The 16,802-nt window shown below is 58.2% G+C and carries 21 protein-coding genes and 1 pseudogene; 7 read left to right on the top strand and 15 right to left on the bottom strand.

Annotated features, from left to right (window positions below; genetic code table 11):
- Positions 1-84: 84 nt before the first annotated feature.
- Positions 85-519: pseudogene (locus ACWKX3_RS05590) on the top strand (DMT family transporter).
- A 4-nt stretch (positions 520-523) separates the two neighbouring features.
- Positions 524-982 (top strand): DMT family transporter, encoded by a 459-nt coding sequence (locus tag ACWKX3_RS05595; RefSeq protein WP_404599812.1) that lies wholly within the window; start codon positions 524-526, stop codon positions 980-982.
- On the opposite strand, the gene ACWKX3_RS05600 is transcribed toward ACWKX3_RS05595, so the two are convergent.
- Genes ACWKX3_RS05600 through ACWKX3_RS05635 form a run of 8 tightly spaced genes read right to left on the bottom strand, consistent with a single transcriptional unit; the run spans position 979 to position 6,856 of the window.
- A complete protein-coding gene (locus ACWKX3_RS05600; protein ID WP_404599735.1) occupies positions 979-1,512 on the bottom strand; it encodes a DUF3833 domain-containing protein in 534 nt (177 codons plus the stop codon). The genes ACWKX3_RS05595 and ACWKX3_RS05600 overlap by 4 nt on opposite strands.
- Complete coding sequence (locus ACWKX3_RS05605; RefSeq protein WP_454541422.1) at positions 1,509-2,033, bottom strand: hypothetical protein; 525 nt, start codon at positions 2,031-2,033, stop codon at positions 1,509-1,511. Before ACWKX3_RS05605 ends, ACWKX3_RS05600 begins: the two co-directional genes overlap by 4 nt.
- A complete protein-coding gene (locus ACWKX3_RS05610) occupies positions 2,030-2,515 on the bottom strand; it encodes a DUF2878 domain-containing protein (RefSeq protein ID WP_102890815.1) in 486 nt (161 codons plus the stop codon). The genes ACWKX3_RS05605 and ACWKX3_RS05610 overlap by 4 nt, the downstream gene beginning before the upstream one ends.
- Positions 2,512-3,732, bottom strand: coding sequence for a class I SAM-dependent methyltransferase (locus tag ACWKX3_RS05615; RefSeq protein ID WP_454541423.1), 1,221 nt, complete (start codon positions 3,730-3,732; stop codon positions 2,512-2,514). Before ACWKX3_RS05615 ends, ACWKX3_RS05610 begins: the two co-directional genes overlap by 4 nt.
- Positions 3,729-4,451 carry a DUF1365 domain-containing protein gene (locus ACWKX3_RS05620; RefSeq protein ID WP_454541424.1) on the bottom strand — a complete coding sequence of 241 codons (723 nt, stop codon included), beginning with the start codon at positions 4,449-4,451 and terminating at the stop codon, positions 3,729-3,731. Before ACWKX3_RS05620 ends, ACWKX3_RS05615 begins: the two co-directional genes overlap by 4 nt.
- A 1-nt stretch (position 4,452) precedes the next feature.
- The gene (locus ACWKX3_RS05625; RefSeq protein WP_454541425.1) at positions 4,453-5,709 is read right to left on the bottom strand and encodes an NAD(P)/FAD-dependent oxidoreductase; all 1,257 of its coding nucleotides are present in this window, start codon (positions 5,707-5,709) and stop codon (positions 4,453-4,455) included.
- The gene (locus ACWKX3_RS05630) at positions 5,706-6,425 is read right to left on the bottom strand and encodes an SDR family NAD(P)-dependent oxidoreductase (RefSeq protein WP_454541426.1); all 720 of its coding nucleotides are present in this window, start codon (positions 6,423-6,425) and stop codon (positions 5,706-5,708) included. The genes ACWKX3_RS05625 and ACWKX3_RS05630 overlap by 4 nt, the downstream gene beginning before the upstream one ends.
- On the bottom strand, positions 6,422-6,856 hold the full coding sequence (locus ACWKX3_RS05635) for a nuclear transport factor 2 family protein (RefSeq protein ID WP_454541427.1): 435 nt from the start codon (positions 6,854-6,856) through the stop codon (positions 6,422-6,424). The genes ACWKX3_RS05630 and ACWKX3_RS05635 overlap by 4 nt, the downstream gene beginning before the upstream one ends.
- A 258-nt stretch (positions 6,857-7,114) precedes the next feature.
- On the opposite strand from ACWKX3_RS05635, the gene ACWKX3_RS05640 reads away from it, so the two are divergent.
- The 4 genes from ACWKX3_RS05640 (at position 7,115) to ACWKX3_RS05655 (ending at position 9,453) form a co-directional block, all read left to right on the top strand.
- Positions 7,115-7,312 carry a hypothetical protein gene (locus ACWKX3_RS05640; RefSeq protein WP_006175081.1) on the top strand — a complete coding sequence of 66 codons (198 nt, stop codon included), beginning with the start codon at positions 7,115-7,117 and terminating at the stop codon, positions 7,310-7,312.
- A gap of 1 nt (position 7,313) precedes the next feature.
- On the top strand, positions 7,314-8,084 hold the full coding sequence (locus tag ACWKX3_RS05645) for a hypothetical protein (protein ID WP_006175080.1): 771 nt from the start codon (positions 7,314-7,316) through the stop codon (positions 8,082-8,084).
- 101 nt (positions 8,085-8,185) lie between these two features.
- Complete coding sequence (locus ACWKX3_RS05650) at positions 8,186-8,779, top strand: TetR/AcrR family transcriptional regulator (RefSeq protein WP_454541428.1); 594 nt, start codon at positions 8,186-8,188, stop codon at positions 8,777-8,779.
- A 74-nt stretch (positions 8,780-8,853) separates the two neighbouring features.
- Positions 8,854-9,453: an NAD(P)H-dependent oxidoreductase gene (locus tag ACWKX3_RS05655; RefSeq protein WP_088207335.1), complete on the top strand. Its 600-nt coding sequence runs from the start codon at positions 8,854-8,856 to the stop codon at positions 9,451-9,453.
- Positions 9,454-9,500: 47 nt separating this feature from the next.
- Here ACWKX3_RS05655 and ACWKX3_RS05660 read toward each other — a convergent pair whose 3' ends face one another.
- The gene (locus tag ACWKX3_RS05660) at positions 9,501-10,097 is read right to left on the bottom strand and encodes a TetR/AcrR family transcriptional regulator (RefSeq protein ID WP_454541429.1); all 597 of its coding nucleotides are present in this window, start codon (positions 10,095-10,097) and stop codon (positions 9,501-9,503) included.
- A 102-nt stretch (positions 10,098-10,199) separates the two neighbouring features.
- On the opposite strand from ACWKX3_RS05660, the gene ACWKX3_RS05665 reads away from it, so the two are divergent.
- Positions 10,200-10,667 carry a nuclear transport factor 2 family protein gene (locus tag ACWKX3_RS05665; protein ID WP_454541430.1) on the top strand — a complete coding sequence of 156 codons (468 nt, stop codon included), beginning with the start codon at positions 10,200-10,202 and terminating at the stop codon, positions 10,665-10,667.
- A 66-nt stretch (positions 10,668-10,733) separates the two neighbouring features.
- On the opposite strand, the gene paaY is transcribed toward ACWKX3_RS05665, so the two are convergent.
- The 6 genes from paaY to paaH all read right to left on the bottom strand — a co-directional run bounded on the left by paaY (position 10,734) and on the right by paaH (position 16,802).
- Positions 10,734-11,330, bottom strand: a complete 597-nt coding sequence (gene paaY, locus ACWKX3_RS05670; RefSeq protein ID WP_220711434.1) for a phenylacetic acid degradation protein PaaY — start codon at positions 11,328-11,330, stop codon at positions 10,734-10,736.
- A 9-nt stretch (positions 11,331-11,339) separates the two neighbouring features.
- The gene (gene paaX / locus ACWKX3_RS05675) at positions 11,340-12,275 is read right to left on the bottom strand and encodes a phenylacetic acid degradation operon negative regulatory protein PaaX (RefSeq protein WP_058608865.1); all 936 of its coding nucleotides are present in this window, start codon (positions 12,273-12,275) and stop codon (positions 11,340-11,342) included.
- 140 nt (positions 12,276-12,415) lie between these two features.
- Positions 12,416-13,732: a phenylacetate--CoA ligase PaaK gene (gene paaK, locus ACWKX3_RS05680; RefSeq protein WP_042319744.1), complete on the bottom strand. Its 1,317-nt coding sequence runs from the start codon at positions 13,730-13,732 to the stop codon at positions 12,416-12,418.
- Between the two features lie 25 nt (positions 13,733-13,757).
- Positions 13,758-14,963: a 3-oxoadipyl-CoA thiolase gene (gene pcaF / locus ACWKX3_RS05685; protein ID WP_454541431.1), complete on the bottom strand. Its 1,206-nt coding sequence runs from the start codon at positions 14,961-14,963 to the stop codon at positions 13,758-13,760.
- Complete coding sequence (gene paaI, locus ACWKX3_RS05690; protein ID WP_006175071.1) at positions 14,963-15,385, bottom strand: hydroxyphenylacetyl-CoA thioesterase PaaI; 423 nt, start codon at positions 15,383-15,385, stop codon at positions 14,963-14,965. The genes pcaF and paaI overlap by 1 nt, the downstream gene beginning before the upstream one ends.
- Positions 15,375-16,802: a 3-hydroxyacyl-CoA dehydrogenase PaaH gene (gene paaH / locus ACWKX3_RS05695; protein WP_454541432.1), complete on the bottom strand. Its 1,428-nt coding sequence runs from the start codon at positions 16,800-16,802 to the stop codon at positions 15,375-15,377. Before paaH ends, paaI begins: the two co-directional genes overlap by 11 nt.

The raw sequence follows: 16,802 nt of genomic DNA on the forward strand, positions 1-16,802 counted from the left end.
GCAAAGGTGTTTCCTTGATTATGTCATTTTTCTCATCAGTCGTAAGGCGTAATCTTCTCCGCCTGAAAAAGGAGAAGAGACACGATGCAATTTGTTTTTATTTTACTGGTCATTGCCGGCGGCATGGGGCTGTCCGTATAGGCTGGCCTGCTTGGGCCTCTGGGCGCGCAGGTCGGGGATTTATGGGCCACGTTCAGCATCTTCGGCGTGGGGGCCGCGCTGACCTTTCTGCTGATGCTGTTCTTCAGCCTACGTAACAGTCCCTCATTTTTCGCCCAGCCGTCCTGGCAGTTGCTGGGAGGCGTGCTTGGCCCGGTGTACGTGGTCATTCTGACGATCGCCACGCCCGTCATTGGCATCGCCATGACGATGATTGGCATTCTGGCGGGTCAGGTCTTTAAAAGCCTGATTATCGACCACTTCGGCCTGCTCGGTACGCCGCACCGCAGGATTGATACCAAACGCATTATCGCGCTGGGTTTTATCATCGCCGCGCTGATTCTGGTGGCACAGGGGTAACATGATGACTGTAATAATGATTTTGCTGGCCGTGATCGGCGGCGCAACGCTGAGCGTGCAGGCCGCCATTAATGGACAACTGGGCAGCCGCGTGGGCGTATTTAAAAGCGCGTTTCTGACCTTTTCTGTCGGTGCGCTGGTAACCGCCCTGCTCATCTTCTTCTTTGAACCAAAACAGGCGGTCAGCCTGATGGATGTGCCCAAATGGCAGCTGCTGGGCGCGCTGTGCGGCGTGCCTTACATCGTCATTATGGTGCTCGCCGTGCAGCGTATCGGCACCGCCGTTGCGACGGTAGCGGTGATTTTAGGGCAACTGGCCATGAGCATGCTGATTGATAACTTTGGCTGGCTGAACAATGCGGCCATTCCGTTCTCAACGAGCCGGCTGGCGGCCATTGTCTGTCTGTGCGTTGCCCTGTTTTTCATCTATTCAAGCAATAAAGCCCGCCCGGACCCGCGTTAAGCGCCTTCCCTGCGGGTAAAGAACAGCGTCACCGTGGCGACGGTGACGCCCAATTTCTTCATCTCTGTTTTATTGAACAGATGAATGCCGTCCTGCAGGTACATCCAGTCATCAAAGTGCAGAAGCCAGGTTTTACCGTCAGCCTTAACGTGCATGCTGTACTGCCAGTTAAGAGCATTGCCCGCCGCCTGACCGGTCGCAACGCCTTCGATATCCCCCGCCGTACCCTCGTAGCGGTCGCTGCCGGTGCGGCGGATGTGCCACACGCGCTGCTGTTTCTCGCCATCGTCATAGACAAAGTGTTCATTGAGCGTCAACGTCTCGCCGACCACGTCCCCGACGATCGTAACGTGAAAACGGCGGATCTGTTTACCGCTGCGATCCTGTACCATCCCCCACGCCTCGGTTTTCCCCTGGAAGTAGTTGAAGATATCCAGCTTTGGCTGCTGCTGACGGTACTCCGTCACGTCTGTACTGCACCCGGCCAGCAACATCATCAGGCCCAGGGCGATTAACAGGAAACGTTTCATGGCGATCCTCCAGTGAGCTGCTTGCGCAGGTCAGGATATTCAGTATGAGGGCCGAGCCAGATCGCCAGAAAGCGTGAGCTAAACGCTGCCGACTGGCGTGGCCCGAGGGGGGTAAATGATGTTTGCGCCGCCGGGTGGCGATACCAGAACTGCCCTTGCCCGTCGGTAAGCACAAACGCGAGCTGGGTGCCGGGCGTGACGTCCGGCCAGAGCGTTTTAAGCATGCGTAACCACGCTTTGCTCTGCGGCTCCTGCTGCAAAATGCCCTGCGCCTGCCACTGGTCGCGGGTTGCCTCAACCAGTTCGTCGCGATCGATGTCGCGGGCGTAGGTGATAATCAACGCGTTATCGCGGCTCATCCCCCGGTATCGCCCGTCGGGGGTCAGCAACTGCGAGGTGTACAGGGTAAAGGGTCCCCAGGTGAGCGTGGCGTCGCCCACCTTGCGCCAGCTCAGCCAGTCTGCCGCCTGCACGGTGCAGGTAAAAAACGACAGCGACAGTGCGAGTAACAGATTTCTCATTGTTGTCTCCCCATCAGCAGGTGGAAAAACAGCATCAGCACCAGCCAGCCGGGGATCATCCAGCTGATGACGATAAAGGTCGGCTCCTGAAACGTGATAGCCCCCAGACGCTCACCGATGAGATAGGCCACCGGCCCGCCCAGGGTCGCCAGCGCGGTCAGCAACCAGCCCGGCAAGGTGGTGGTGCGGGTGAGTTGCGTCCAGACGCAGGCAAACATCAGCCACAGGGCCATCATCCATAGCGGCATCAGCGATGCACCGGTGAAGGTGATGAGCCCCGTCAGCGCCCAGAGGGTATCAAGCAGACCGCCCGTGACGGCCAGCACCAGGGCATACCCCCGGTATGATGGCGGCAGCATCAGCCAGGCCAGCACCGCCAGCGCAAACCAGATGACCAGCCCCTGCTCGCGAAACAGCACCACCAGCGTCCAGTAGAGATCAAACCCGATAGCCAGCAGGAACACCTGCCCGTACCGTTTCATACGCGTTCCGCAGTCAGTTGCACCACGCTGATGGTGCGGGCGTTAAACCCGGCTTCACAGTAGCCAAAATAGTACAGCCACATCCGGCGGAAACGTTCATCAAACCCCAGCTTTTCAATCTCCTGCCAGGCGTGAACGAAACGCTGCCGCCAGTGCGCCAGCGTCCGGGCGTAATCGGGGCCCATATCGAAGAGGTTACGCACCACAAAATCGGTATGGCGCGTCATCAGCGCGTTCATGGCGGTAATGCTGGGTAAAAAGCCGCCGGGGAAGATGTAACGCTGAATAAAATCAACGCTTTTGCTGTAGGCGTGATAGCGCTGGTCCTGGATGGTGATGGCCTGAATAGCCATGCGCCCACCCGGGCGCAGGCGCGACTGACAGGTCCGGAAAAAGGTCGGCAGGTACTGCTGTCCGACGGCCTCAATCATCTCAATCGACACCAGCTTATCGTAGACCCCGGTCAGATCGCGGTAATCGCAAAGCAACACCTCGACGCGATCCTGCAACCCCGCCCGGGCGATCCGTTCCGTGGCCCAGTGGTACTGCTCCTGCGACAGGGTGGTGGTGGTCACCCGGCAGCCGTAATGTCGGGCGGCGTATTCCGCCATCGCCCCCCAGCCGGTGCCAATCTCCAGCAGGTGATCGTTCTCACTGAGCGCCAGCTGGTCGCAGAGCCTCGCCATCTTGGCCTGCTGGGCCGCAGTGAGATCCTGCGTATCAGCAGTAAACAGCGCGCTGGAGTACAGCAGCTGCTCATCAAGAAAATGGGCGTAAAAGGAATTGCCGAGATCGTAATGGGCGGCAATATTGTCACGCGCCTGAGCACGCGAGTTGCGCCGCATCCAGTGGCGGAGCCGTTCCACGGGCTTACCGAACAGGCGAAATCCTTTTTCCAGTTGGCCGAGGATCTGGCTGTTAAGCGCGATCAACTCCAGCAGCGGTGTGAGCTGTGACGTCTCCCATTCGCCATCCATCCAGGCTTCCGCCGCGGCGAGGCTGCCACCGGTTAAGATGCGCCAGTACACGCCCGGGGAGAGAACCAGCACCTGGGCGTGGAGCGCGGCAGAAGTATCACCAAACTGGAACGTCTGCGCGCCGTCACGCAGCGTCAGCGAGCCGCCGCGTAAGCCCTTCAACAGGCGAAAGAGTAACCAGCGCGCGACGCGAACATTGCGCGGGATATCGGGTTCAAGCACAAAGACGGGATCGCTCATGAGCGTTCACTCCTGCTGAGGGGATGGTTATGCAGCGGCACGCGTTTCAGCCACAGCCTGAGCGCCTGCCAGTAAATCGCTAAAACGGTTTTAAGGGTCATCAACGGGATCCGCACCAGCAGCGATCGCAACGCCCCGCGCGTTAGCGGCTCCCGGCGCAGCGTCAACGTGGCATCAAACACCCTGGACGCCTGATGGTTTTCAATATGCATGTGCAGCGTCTTGTCCGGGCTGTTGAAGCGCCAGTGGTAGACCATGTCCATCGGGTTGAACGGCGAAACGTGAAACGCTTTCACCGTGGGCTGCGCGTCCTGCCCCTCCACCGCGTAGTAATGACGCTCATTCCACGGCGTGTTGCGTACCTCGGCGAGCACCCAACGCAGGGTGGCCTGCGCGTCATAGCAGTAGTAGAAATTGACCGGATTAAAATGGAAGCCGAAATAACGCAGCTGCGTCAGGAGCATGACCCTTCCTGTCGGACGTTCGCCGGTCAGGCTTTCCAGCCGCAGCAGGACCTGCTCTTTAAGCGGCGTGCCCAGCGGATAATCCGCATCATAAAACGCCGCTGGCGCAAAGCGGTTTCGCCGCACGCCTACGCTGGGCAGCGCGTCCAGCTCATCCAGATCGAGCCAGGCCATAAAGACGCGGTAGGTAAAGCGATGCGCTGTCGGCTGCAGGCGGCGATGCCGCAATGCGCCGTGGTAAAGGCAGCTGTTCATCTCAGTTCCCCTCGCCCGCAATCGCGTTGACCACGTCCAGCGCGCTGCGCACGCCATCTTCGTGAAAACCGTTGTACCAGTACGCCCCGCAGAACCAGCTTCTCTGCTGCCCGTTTATTTCTCCGCGTCGCGCCTGGGCGCGCCAGCTTTTCGGGTTAAACAGCGGATGCTCATAGACAAAACGGCGCAGGACAAAGCGGTCTTCTACGGGCGTTTCCGGGTTGAGGGTGACGCAAAACAGCGGGCTGCCTGCGGGCAGGCCCTGCAAAATGTTCATGTTGTACGTCACGCAGGCGCTGGCCTGATCCTGTTCGCTCAGGCGATAGTTCCAGCTGGCCCACGCACGCTTACGCACCGGTAGCCAGCGTGGATCGCTGTGAAGCACGACCTCATTACGCTGCCAGCCGATATCCCCCAGCACTTCGCGTTCTGTCTGGGTTGGATCGGCGAGCATCGCCAGCGCCTGGGCGGAGTGACAGGCAAAGATCACCTGATCGAAGGTGTGACTTTCGCCCTCTACCGCAATCTCGACCCCCTGTGGGTGGCGGATAACCTGCTGCACGGGCGCGCTGAGGTGCAGCGTCAGGCGGGTTCCCAGTTTAGCCATCATGGCGCGAATGTACTCTCGGGAGCCGCCCGGCACCACGTACCACTGCGGACGATGCGTGACGTCCAGCAGGCCGTGGTGTTCAAAAAAGCGCAAAAAGAGCGACAGCGGGAAGCGCTTCATCTCCTGCAACGACGAAGACCAGATAGCCGCCCCCATAGGCAGGATGTAGTGACGCGCAAAGAACGGCGTGAAGCCGTGCTGTTGCAGGAAGGTTTGCAGCGTGGCGCGCTCGTCAATCTCCGCCTTAAGCGTCTGTTTTGCCAGCCGGTTGAAGCGTACGATCTCTTTCAGCAGCGTCCAGAACGCAGGGTTAACCAGATTACGGCGCTGGGCAAACAGCGACGTCAAGGTGTGACCGTTGTACTCCAGCCCACTCTGCGGGTTGTGCACCGAAAAACTCATCTGCGTTTTTTGCCCGCTGATGCCCAGTTCACTGAGCAGCCCCATAAAGCGCGGATAGGTGCGGTCGTTGTAGACGATAAAGCCGGTATCGATGGCATACGTGCCCTGGGGCGTGTCGATATCCACCGTCGCGGTATGACCACCAGGGGTGGGCTGCGCTTCAAACAATGTCACCTGATGGTGCCCGGCGAGCCGCCAGGCGCAGGTTAACCCGGCAATGCCGCTGCCGATAATCGCGATGTTCATGGTCGCACCATCCTGCGCAACAGCACGCGTTGAAGAATGTCCGGCAGGCCGGAGAGCAAGCCCAGCACCAGGCTAAAGCCGGCGGGAAACGCGATATGATCCTTCTCTTTTGCCAGCCCGTGGCGGATGGCTTTTACCGCCGCGTCCACGTTTACGCGCCCCGGCATTGAGAAATCGTTTTTACGGGTCAGCGGCGTATCGACAAAACCAGGCGAAACAACCGTGACGGCAATGCCTTTGGGTTCCCAGTCGAGACGCAGCGTATTGGCAAACCAGGTCAATGCGGCTTTGGAAGCGCCATAGGCTTCGGCGCGCGGGAAGTGCAGCCAGTGCGCCATGGAGCTGACCAGCACCACGCGGTTTCCGGAGACCAGCTGCGTTTGCAGCGCAGACAGGCAGTTCACCGGCCCCATGAAATTGGTGGTCATCACCCGCTCGACCAGCGCGGCATCCACCACGCCATTATCAAGATATTCGCAGGTACCGGCGCAGAGGATCACCGTATCGGCAGCGCAGCCCTGCAGCGCCTGGAGACAGGCTTCCCTGTCGGTCATGTCGAACAGGCGAATCGTGATGTTGGGGCTGTGCTGTTGCAACGACGCCAGACGCGCTGGATCGCGCCCGCAGGCAATCACCCGGTAGCCGTCATCGGCGTAGGATGTCGCCAGCCCAGCCCCAATGCCCGAACTTGCGCCGGTAATCAGGACCGTTTTCATGATTTCACTCTCCGCTTAACGCCGCGGACGGCCCAGCCGAGTACGGGCAGATGCTCATAAATCATCTCTCCCGCATCGTAGTAATCGCGCTGGCGAATAATGCGATCGTTGTGCATGTTCACCACCGAACACCCCGGCAGATGACGCAACGCCCCACCCGCAATGCGCGGGTGCGACCAGTGCATAACCCAGGTGACCACAAAGCGGTCGCCCTGCTGTAACGGCGCATCGACGGTAAATCGGCACTCCTGAACGTTGGCCAGCAGATGGGTGAAGTAGCGCTGAAGCGCCAACAGCCCGTGGTGTTCACCAAAGGGATCGACGAGCGTGGCATCGGAATGATAAACCTCCGCCAGCGCCGACGGTGGCTGGGTATCCAGCGCGACGTAATAGTTAACGAAGCGACTGATAACGGTTGGCAACGTGCTCATGGGACACATCCTGGGTATTAATAACGTAGCGTAATCACATAATTTAAACTTACACAATTAACGTTATTTGTCCAAGTTTGTGCGCAACTATTTATTTTATCTATTTCTTTTCAACAAGATACAATCATCCATCAAGTACAGGTTTTCAGCCAAAATTAGACGGCATCGTCACGCCCATATTTTTTTAGGGATAACCTTAAGGAAAATATCCCTTTTCTCTTCCAGACTTATCCTTTTAATTCATAAGGATGTCATGCGATGAAAAGGTTACTGATGGCGCTCTTTGCCAGCCCGGAATCCCTTCTGCAGGTAATTAGTCACCAGGAGATTATCGAAGCCGTAGAGGATGGCGACCGCATCATCATCGATCAGGACGGAAACGCCTCGGTGAACTACAAAAGTAACGAGGTACGGCAGGACTTTCTGCGCCATGTCAACGCGCTGAAGAGGGCCTGAAATGGGAACGGCAATATTCATGGTGTTGATGGTCTGTGGGTACTGGTACACCAGTCGCGATCTCTCAACGCGTTTCAAAATTAAGCGTTCGTTCGGCTGGGATGTCTATTTTCTCGTTGCGCTGTATGGCTGTATTTTCGTTCTTCAGGGGGTGATTGCCACCGGCCTGCTCTGGCTGATACTGCTGGCCCTTTCGGCCGCCGACAACAAGTTCCACTTCACTTCGGATAAATATTCCGACTGGCAAATTGATTTTATGAACTGGAGTTTCCTGGGGATCCAGGCGCCGGTGGTGGTGATGCTGGCGTTCGCCATACTGTTCTGTCTGTACCGTTCTAACTGGGCGGGCAGCGCCAGGCTGGACGGTGACGGCAGGAAAAAACTCTACAAGCGCCTGGCGCAGTCCAGCGGCATCGAACAGGTACTGTATCAGTGCATGGAGCAAGGGGAACTGGCGCAGGTGGCGCTGAGGTCGCGGCGGATTTATATCGGCATGATCCACACCGCCACGCTGGAGTATGAAAAGACGGCCAATATCGTACTCATCCCGATGCTGAGCGGCTACCGCGACGAAAAAACGATGAACCTGCGCATCGAAAATAACTACAGCAGATGGTACGACGAGCACGGCATTACGCTAGATTCCGATCCGCGCAGCGCCATGGACTTCCGCAAGGTGATTATGCTCAACCAGATTGAGAGCATTTCGTTATTTGACCCCGCCAGTGCCAGCGCGCTGGAAATGGCTCAGGAGGAGAATGCCGACCGCTAGCCGCCCCCCGTAGCGGCGCAGAGGGATAGCGCAACGTTTTACATACTGTCGCAAGGACAAAGCGTGTAAACTACGTTTAGTAGATAAATTCAGGGGGGAATATGGTCGTTAAGCGCTTAAGAAAAGAAGATCGACGCGTTCAGTTACTGGAGGTTGCACGCGGCATTGTTCGTCAGCAAGGCACCGAAGCGCTCACGCTGGGCTATCTGGCCGAGCGGGCGAACGTCACCAAACCCATTCCCTACGATCACTTTGGCGATCGTGAGGGATTGTTGATGGCGCTCTACCAGGATTTCAGCGATCGACAGCTCAAAAAATTCCGCGAGACGCTGGACAGGGACAATAAAATGTTCGCTGACACCCTTCGTTTTTTTTGTGCGGCCTATATCGACTGCGCCATCAGCGCCGGGCCGGAAACTGGCCCAATAGCGGCTGCCCTGTCCGGGTCCCGCGCGCTGCAAGATTTTCGCGAAGCCTGCGTTGCCGACTGTGCAGACTGCCTGCGCACCGCGCTTGCGCCGTTCATCACCTTAAAAGGAGTACGGGGCGAAGCAGCGCTGACGGCGATTATCGGTGCGGCGGACGCGCTCAGCACCGCAGCCGGTAATGGGATTCTGGCGCGTAACGTCGCCGAAGAGATGCTCAACGGCGCGATGTCTGGCGTACTGGATACCTACGTCGATAGCACAAAATGAACGGATGGGCAGATTGACAACTAAGTTACCAATAGTAAGATAAAACCTCATTCACTCCCCCTTGTGAGGTGGCTATGTCTGCTACAACCGCAATAAATACTGCGCTGATCGTTACGGCTCACCCGGTCAAAAACGCCCTAAACCATTCCCTCTCGGCGCGTATTGCCGCGACCCTGCGTGAGCAAGGTGTGCAGGTAGAGATAGCCGATCTTCATGCGGAAGGCTTTTCTCCGGTAATGTCCGGTGCCGATCTTGACCTGTATCACGGCGACGCCAGCGCGCTTCCCGCAGAGATCCTGCGTGAACAGCAGCGGGTTGATCGGGCAGACATGCTGGTCTTCGTCTTCCCCATCTACTGGTGGTCCGTTCCCGGTATCCTGAAAGGCTGGTTTGATCGGGTACTTACTCTGAACTGGGCGTACAAAGTGGCAGCGGATGGCCGGATCCAGGGCAATTTACGCGACGTGCCGGTTCGCCTTATTGCTACCGCCGGTAGCGACCTTGCTGGGTTCGATAAACACGGTTACACCAACGCGATGCAGGCCCAGATCGTTGACGGCGTTTTCGGCTTCTGCGGCCTTAAAAACGTGAAGCTTGATATTCTTTATCAGGCCGATACCGCAACGCCGCAGCAGGTTGAGGATTTCCTGCAAACGCTCGGTCATATTCATTAAGCATCACATTTTACCAGTGGCGTAATCGGCACACGTTTATGCGTCGATTACGCCCCGCTCAACGCAGCGTGACCGGTTATTTTTTCCAGTCCGTTTTTCAGTTGTTCGATAACCTCCTCCACCTCCATACCCATTTGCGCATGAATAATGGCCCCGTCGATGAGTATCATAATTTCATTAAGTATTTGCGCATCGGTAATATGGGTTAACGCGGCAATATTGGCTTTTGTTTCTTGTTTATGGCTACGGCATATTTCTTTTATCTCGCTTTCAATCTCTTCTGATTTCGCCTCTGCGCTGGCGTTGATAAACGCACAGCCGTGGAAGTCGGGCGACATAAACCAGCCCTGAAGCGTTGCGGATAAGGCCTGCGCCGGTGTTTTACCCTCCGCCAGATGCCGACGTAACGCGGTGACGAAGTCGTTCATCCATAATTCATGGCGGTAATTCAGATAGGCCAGAATAAGTAAACTTTTACTCGGAAAATGGCGATAAAACGTCACTTTGGTGACGTGTGCCTGCTTAATGATGGTATCCACGCCCGTTGCTTTAAACCCTGTGGAATAAAACAGGTCATGCGCGGTAAGCACTATTTTATCCCTGACGCTCATTTTCTCGTCTTTATTTTTGATGGATGTCTTCATCCAATTCCGTCCTCAAATGATGTATTGACAGCATTATTTTTCAGGCATAGATTAACGCAAGTAGACAGACCTGTCTACCTAATATCAACCTGAGGTATGACTATGAATGCGCGCCCACCGTTACCGCCATTTACCCGTGAAACGGCCATTGAAAAAGTGAGGCTGGCAGAGGATGGCTGGAACAGCCGCGACCCGGCAAAAGTCGCCCTTGCCTACTCGCTGGATACGAAATGGCGAAACCGCGCAGAATTCGCCACCAACCGGGAAGAAGCGCAGGCTTTTCTGGACCGCAAATGGAAGAAGGAGCTGGATTATCGGCTGATCAAAGAGCTGTGGGCATTTACGGATAACCGGATTGCCGTGCGCTATGCCTATGAATGGCATGATGATTCAGGCAACTGGTTCCGTTCTTATGGCAATGAGAACTGGGAGTTTGATAAGAATGGTCTGATGACGCGCCGTTTCGCCTGCGTTAATGACATGCCCATCAAAGAATCGGAGCGGCTGTACCACTGGCCGCTGGGCAGACGCCCTGACGACCATCCCTCTTTGAGCGATCTTGGGTTATAGGAAATCGGGTGTTACCTGAAGGAGGGACCCTTAATCGAAGTCCCACTCAGGTAACACAATTAACCCCTATGAAGCCGACTTGGGCCGCAGGTTTTCGTCAAACACCAGCCGCTTGCGCCCCTCTTCCACTTCACGCAGCGGCTCTACCTGATGCATCGTGTGTTTGCAGCGCTCCACCAGAACCTGATATTCACGGGTACCCTGCTTTTTCCATGCGATCTCCTGCTCGCTGAGCTGGCGTATCGCTTTGGCCGGGCTGCCAATAATCAGATAATTGGCAGGCATTTCGGCTTTGGCTTTCACAAACGCCGCCGCGCCAACGATGCTGTTTTCACCGATGATCGCGCCGTCCATCACCACGGCATTCATCCCCACCAGCGCGTTTCGGCGGATCACGCAGCCGTGCAGGATCGCGCTGTGGCCGATATGCCCGTCCTCCTCAACAACCGTGTCCTGTTCCGGGAAACCGTGCATCACGCAGTTATCCTGAATGTTCGCACCATCTCTAATGACGATACGACCAAAATCCCCGCGCAGGCTGGCGTTGGGGCCAACGTATACGCCTTTGCCGAGGATCACGTCACCAATCAGCACCGCCGTCGGGTGAACGTAGCTCTCTTCGGGCACGACCGGCGTCAGGCCGTCAATTTGATAAACAGGCATACTGTCTCCTTAAACGCTATGCAGACCACCAAAGCGCTGGTAATAGAGCGTGCCGGGCACGGGCAGTTCACCCACGGACGTTTCGCCCTTCTCGGTGACGAACGCCTGCGCTCCCGGCGCGACGCGCTGGTAGATGTTGATACAGAGCTGTCGCGCGTTTTGCCCCGCCCAGTGCGCCGGAAGTAACTCCTCGGGCAGCAGCGGATCTTTAAGCACGACGCGACGGTAGAAATGGATCAGCAGCAGCTGGATCTGGAAGCAGCGCTCGGGAGTGAGATCTTCCGGCGCGGCCTCTTTCAACAGCGGCAGCAGCGGACGAAACGAGTCGATGAACGTCTCATACATCGCGTTTTGTTCGGTAAGCTGCCAGCACTCCTCAACCCGCGCACGCAGCGCGGCACGGGAGAGCGCCAGCGGGGAGTGGGCCTCAAAGAAGATGACGTTTTCCGCCACGCCCGCGTCGTGCAGAAGCGACTGCACGTCCGCCAGATGCTGTGACGGCGACGCCATCAGGCTGGGGGCCAGGGTGCCAAACCCCTGCCAGATGAGCTGCTTTTTGACGTCGGCGAGCGTGGTTTTATCCAGCCCTTCCGACAGCAGCAGCAGCCATTTGCCATCCCAGGCGGGCAGTTCGGCGCGGTAAATTTTATTCTCCGCGCGGCGCGTCAGACGCAGCCCTTTGTCGCTCAGGCGGTAAAAGCTGCGACGGCCAATGCGCGAAACGTCCAGCCAGCCCTCTTTATTGAGGCGGAACAGCGCGGTGCGCACAAAACGTTCGCCAAACCCCATCCCCTCCAGCAGGGCTGCCAGGCTTCCGAGCCAGATTTCGCCGCCGCGATGGGACAGCGCATCGCCGTATAACGAAGAGATAAGCGATGTCCCGCTGATGGGTACTGAGCTGACGGCGTGCTGGATAAAGGCATCAAGTTTATTCATGTGATTCATTCTGGTGAGTTTTTTTTTATGGATGAATCATAGCATATGAATGAGGGGGTGTACCCTCACCCTAACCCTCTCCCAAAGGGAGAGGGAACGTAAGACTCCCTCTCCCTTTGGGAGAGGGCTGGGGTGAGGGGAAATAAACCTCAACCGTTCGCCGCCACCTTACGCAAATCAAACACCCGGCACGCCTTGCCTTCCGAGCGTGGGATGCTGCCGCAGTTAACAATCGTCACGTCGGTCGAGATCCCCACCATCGATTTGATGCGGTGGCGCAGCTGGTGGCACACCTGGCAGCGCTGTTCGTGGGTCAGGGTTAAACTGCTCTCTTTTAGCTCCACCTTCACGGAAAGTGAATCAAGATGCCCGCGGCGGTTCACCTCCAGCTGGTAATGCGGAGAGAGATGTTCGAACTTAACGATCTCCTCTTCCAGCTGAGACGGGAAGACGTTCACGCCGCGGATGATCAGCATGTCGTCGCTGCGCCCGCTGATGCGATCCATGCGGCGCATGGTGCGCGCGGTGCCGGGCAGCAGACGCGTCAGATCGCGGGTGCGGTAGCGGATCACCGGCAGCGCCTCTTTGGTCAGCGTGGTGAACAGCAGTTCGCCCTGCTGGCCGTCGGCGAGCGGCGTCCCGTCGTTCGGATTGACGATTTCCGGATAGAAATGATCTTCCCAGATGGTCGGCCCATCGGCCGTTTCCAGACATTCCATCGCCACGCCCGGCCCCATGACTTCGGACAAACCGTAAATATCCAGCGCGGTGATACCCAGACGTTTTTCGATCTCGCGGCGCATCGCCTGGGTCCAGGGCTCTGCACCAAACACGCCGACACGCAGGGAGCAGCGGCTGGCGTCGCCGCCCATCTGGCGCTCCAGCTCTTCGATCAGATTCAGGCAATAGGAAGGCGTCACCATGATCATATCCGGCTGAAAATCGCGGATCAGCTGCGCCTGTTTTTCGGTCTGGCCGCCGGACATCGGGATCACCGTCGCCCCCAGGCGCTCGGCACCGTAATGCGCGCCCAGCCCGCCGGTAAACAGGCCATAGCCATACGCCACGTGAATCTTGTCTTTCGCACTGCCCCCGGCGGCACGCAGGGAGCGGGCCACGATATTGGCCCAGTTATCGATGTCGTTCTGGGTATAGCCCACTACGGTTGGCTTGCCGGTGGTGCCGGACGAGGCGTGAATACGCACCACCTGCTCCATCGGCACGGCAAAGGTGTCGAACGGATAGTTATCGCGCAGATCCTGCTTGGTGGTGCACGGGAATTTGCAGATATCCGCCAGTTCGTTGAAATCGTCAGGGTGAACGCCCGCCGCGTCAAACTTGCGTTTGTACATCGGGACGTTGCTGTAGGCGTGATGCAGCGTCCACTTCAGGCGCTCGGTTTGCAGGGCCTGCAGCTCGTCGAGGGAGGCGGTTTCGATCGGATCAAGCATTGTTGTATTTGTCATTGTAGGGTACTCACAGTGTGATTGCTCAAACACGCTCAAGGATCATGGCAATGCCCTGACCCACACCGATACACATCGTGCACAGGGCATAGCGCCCGCCGCGTCGGTGTAATTCATTGCTGGCTGCCAGCGCCAGTCGCGCGCCGCTCATGCCCAGCGGATGGCCTAAGGCAATCGCCCCGCCGTTCGGGTTGACGTGCGCGGCATCGTCCGGCAAACCGAGCTGGCGCAATACGCCCAGCGCCTGCGATGCAAAGGCTTCGTTAAGCTCGATCACGTCCATATCGGTAATACTGAGACCGGCGCGCTCCAGCACTTTACGCGTGGCGGGTACCGGACCCAGCCCCATCAGACGCGGCTCAACGCCTGCGCTCGCCATCGCCACGATTCGCGTACGCGGCACCAGCCCCTGGGCAAGCGCCATAGGTTCGCTGGCGATAATCAGCGCCGCCGCCCCGTCGTTCACGCCGGAGGCATTCCCCGCCGTGACCACGCCGTTTTTGCGAAACGGGGTTTTCAGAGCCGCAAGCTGTTCTGCGGTGGTGTCTGCCCGCGGATGCTCGTCGACCGAAACGTCTGTCACCGCGCCCTTTTTACCGGCAACCGTGACCGGCACAATCTCCTGCGCCAGAACACCATTTTCCTGGGCCCGCGCGGTACGCTGCTGGCTGCGCAGTGCAAAGGCGTCCTGATCGGCACGGCTGATATTTAACAATTCAGCTACATTCTCTGCCGTTTCCGGCATGCTGTCAGTACCAAATTGCTGATGCATGAGCGGGTTCACAAACCGCCAGCCAATCGTGGTATCGAACATTTCTGCCTGGCGCTGAAAGGCGGAGGTCGCCTTGCCCATCACAAACGGCGCACGCGACATGGACTCCACGCCGCCGGCCAGCAGCAGATCGCCATCACCGGCTTTAATGGCCCACGCCGCAAAGCCAATCGCGTCCAGCCCTGAGCCGCACAGGCGGTTGATGGTGGTGCCGGATACCCTCTGCGGCAGGCCCGCCAGCAGCGCCGCCATGCGCGCCACGTTGCGGTTATCTTCCCCCGCCTGGTTGGCGCAGCCGAAAATCACGTCATCAATACGCTCCGCGTCCAGCTGCGGGTAGCGAGCCAGCAGCGCACGCAGCGGCACGGCACCCAGATCGTCAGCGCGAACGCCGGATAACGCCCCGCCGTAGCGGCCAATTGGCGTACGAACACCATCACAAATAAATGCTTCGCGCATCAGGCTTCTCCTGTGACACTGCCGCCAATGCGGTGAGATTTCCCGCGAAAGAGAGCGACGGTTTTCTGTTGTTGATTCTGAATTTCAATGTCGTATACGCCGGTCAGTTTGCCCTGATGCTTTACCCGCGCGGTGGCGGTCAGCCTGTCTCCGGCAAACCCCGGACGCAGAAAGTCGATTGCGCAGCCGGAGGCCACCGCTGCCAGCCCCTGGCTATTGCAGGCGTAGGCAAACGCGGTGTCGGCCAGGGAGAACAACTGTCCGCCGTGACAGGTTTTATGCCCGTTCAGCATCTGCGGGGTGATGGTCATGGTGACTTTCGCGTAACCCTCGTCCATCTCGATAATGTCGATCCCCAGCGCCTGCGCGCAGGCGTCCTGTTCATACATAGTGCGGGCGTTGTGCCAGGCGTTATGACTCATAGCTACTCTCCAGAAGCGCACGCTGGCGCAGCAGGGAACAGGGGCGATAGCGTTCCTCGCCGTAATGTCGTTGCAGGTTTTCCAGCAGCGCCAGCAGACGCTGCCAGCCAAGGCGTTCCCCCCAGGCGATTGGGCCGCTCGGGTAATTGACGCCAAGCCGCATGGCGGTATCGATATCTTTCTCGCTGGCGACGCCCTTTTGCAGGGCATCCAGCGCCTCGTTGGCAATCATCGCCACCGTACGCCAGACCAGCAGCCCGGGATAATCGGCAATTTGCACGACCCGATGGCCCTGCTGTTGTAGATAAAAGATCGCTTTTTGCGTGGCAGAGTGCGGATTGCTGGCGGCGACGGCGATAACCGCCACATCCCGTTCGATACGGTCCACCACGACGACCGGGCCGTTATGGCGTACCGCCAGCGACTGCGCGGTTTCGCCCCGGGTTTCAATCAGCAGGACCTCATCAATTTGCGTGACACCGTCACTTTTTCGCTGCACGCTCATCGGGCTGTAGCTGTCGCTCACCGGCACAAGCCACGGCACGTGTGGTTTATCGCCCTGCCAGTCATATACGCCCTTCCCGCTTTTTTTGCCGAGACGCCCGGCCAGCACCAGCTCCTGCTGCACCAGCGACGGCAGAAAACGGCGCTCCTGCCAGAAGGCGTTGAACACCGAGCAGGTAACCGCGAAGTTAACGTCCTGACCGATCATGTCAGTCAGCTCCAGCGGCCCCATCGGGAAGCCGCCGCCTTCGCGCAGCGCAGCGTCAATCACCTCTGGCGCAGCGACCTGCTCTTCCAGCGCGCGCCAGGCTTCGGAGTAGAAGGGTCGCGCCACGCGGTTGACGATAAAGCCCGGCGTCGACTGGCAGCGCACCGGCTGTTTTCCCCAGTTCAGCGCCAGCTCGCACAGGGCGTCAGCCACTTCCGTCGAGGTCGCCAGGCCGCTCACCACCTCCACCAGCTTCATCACCGGCGCGGGGTTGAAGAAGTGCAGCCCTGCCACACGCTCGGGATGCGCGATCTCCGCCGCAATGGCGGTGACGGAAATGGACGACGTATTGCTGGTCAGTAACGTTTGCGGGGGGCAAATGTCCGCCAGCGTCGCAAACAGCGCCTTTTTCACCTCCAGCCGTTCGGACGCGGCCTCAATCACCAGATCCGCCACGGCAAGCGCGTTAATGTCGGTGACGGGGGTCAGCCGTGCCAGAATGTTGTCGCAGGCGTCTGCGGACACCTTCCCGCGCGCTACCCGCGACATCAGGCGCTGGTGAATACCGTCGATAGCGCGTGATATGGCCTCGGCGTTGATATCGTAAATCAGGACCTGATGACCATGGCTCGCCGCCACTTCAGCAATTCCCGCGCCCATGGTGCCGCTGCCAATCACAGCGACGGTGTGAAGCGTCGTCACCAT

The organism is Enterobacter sp. UPMP2052, from assembly GCF_053709675.1.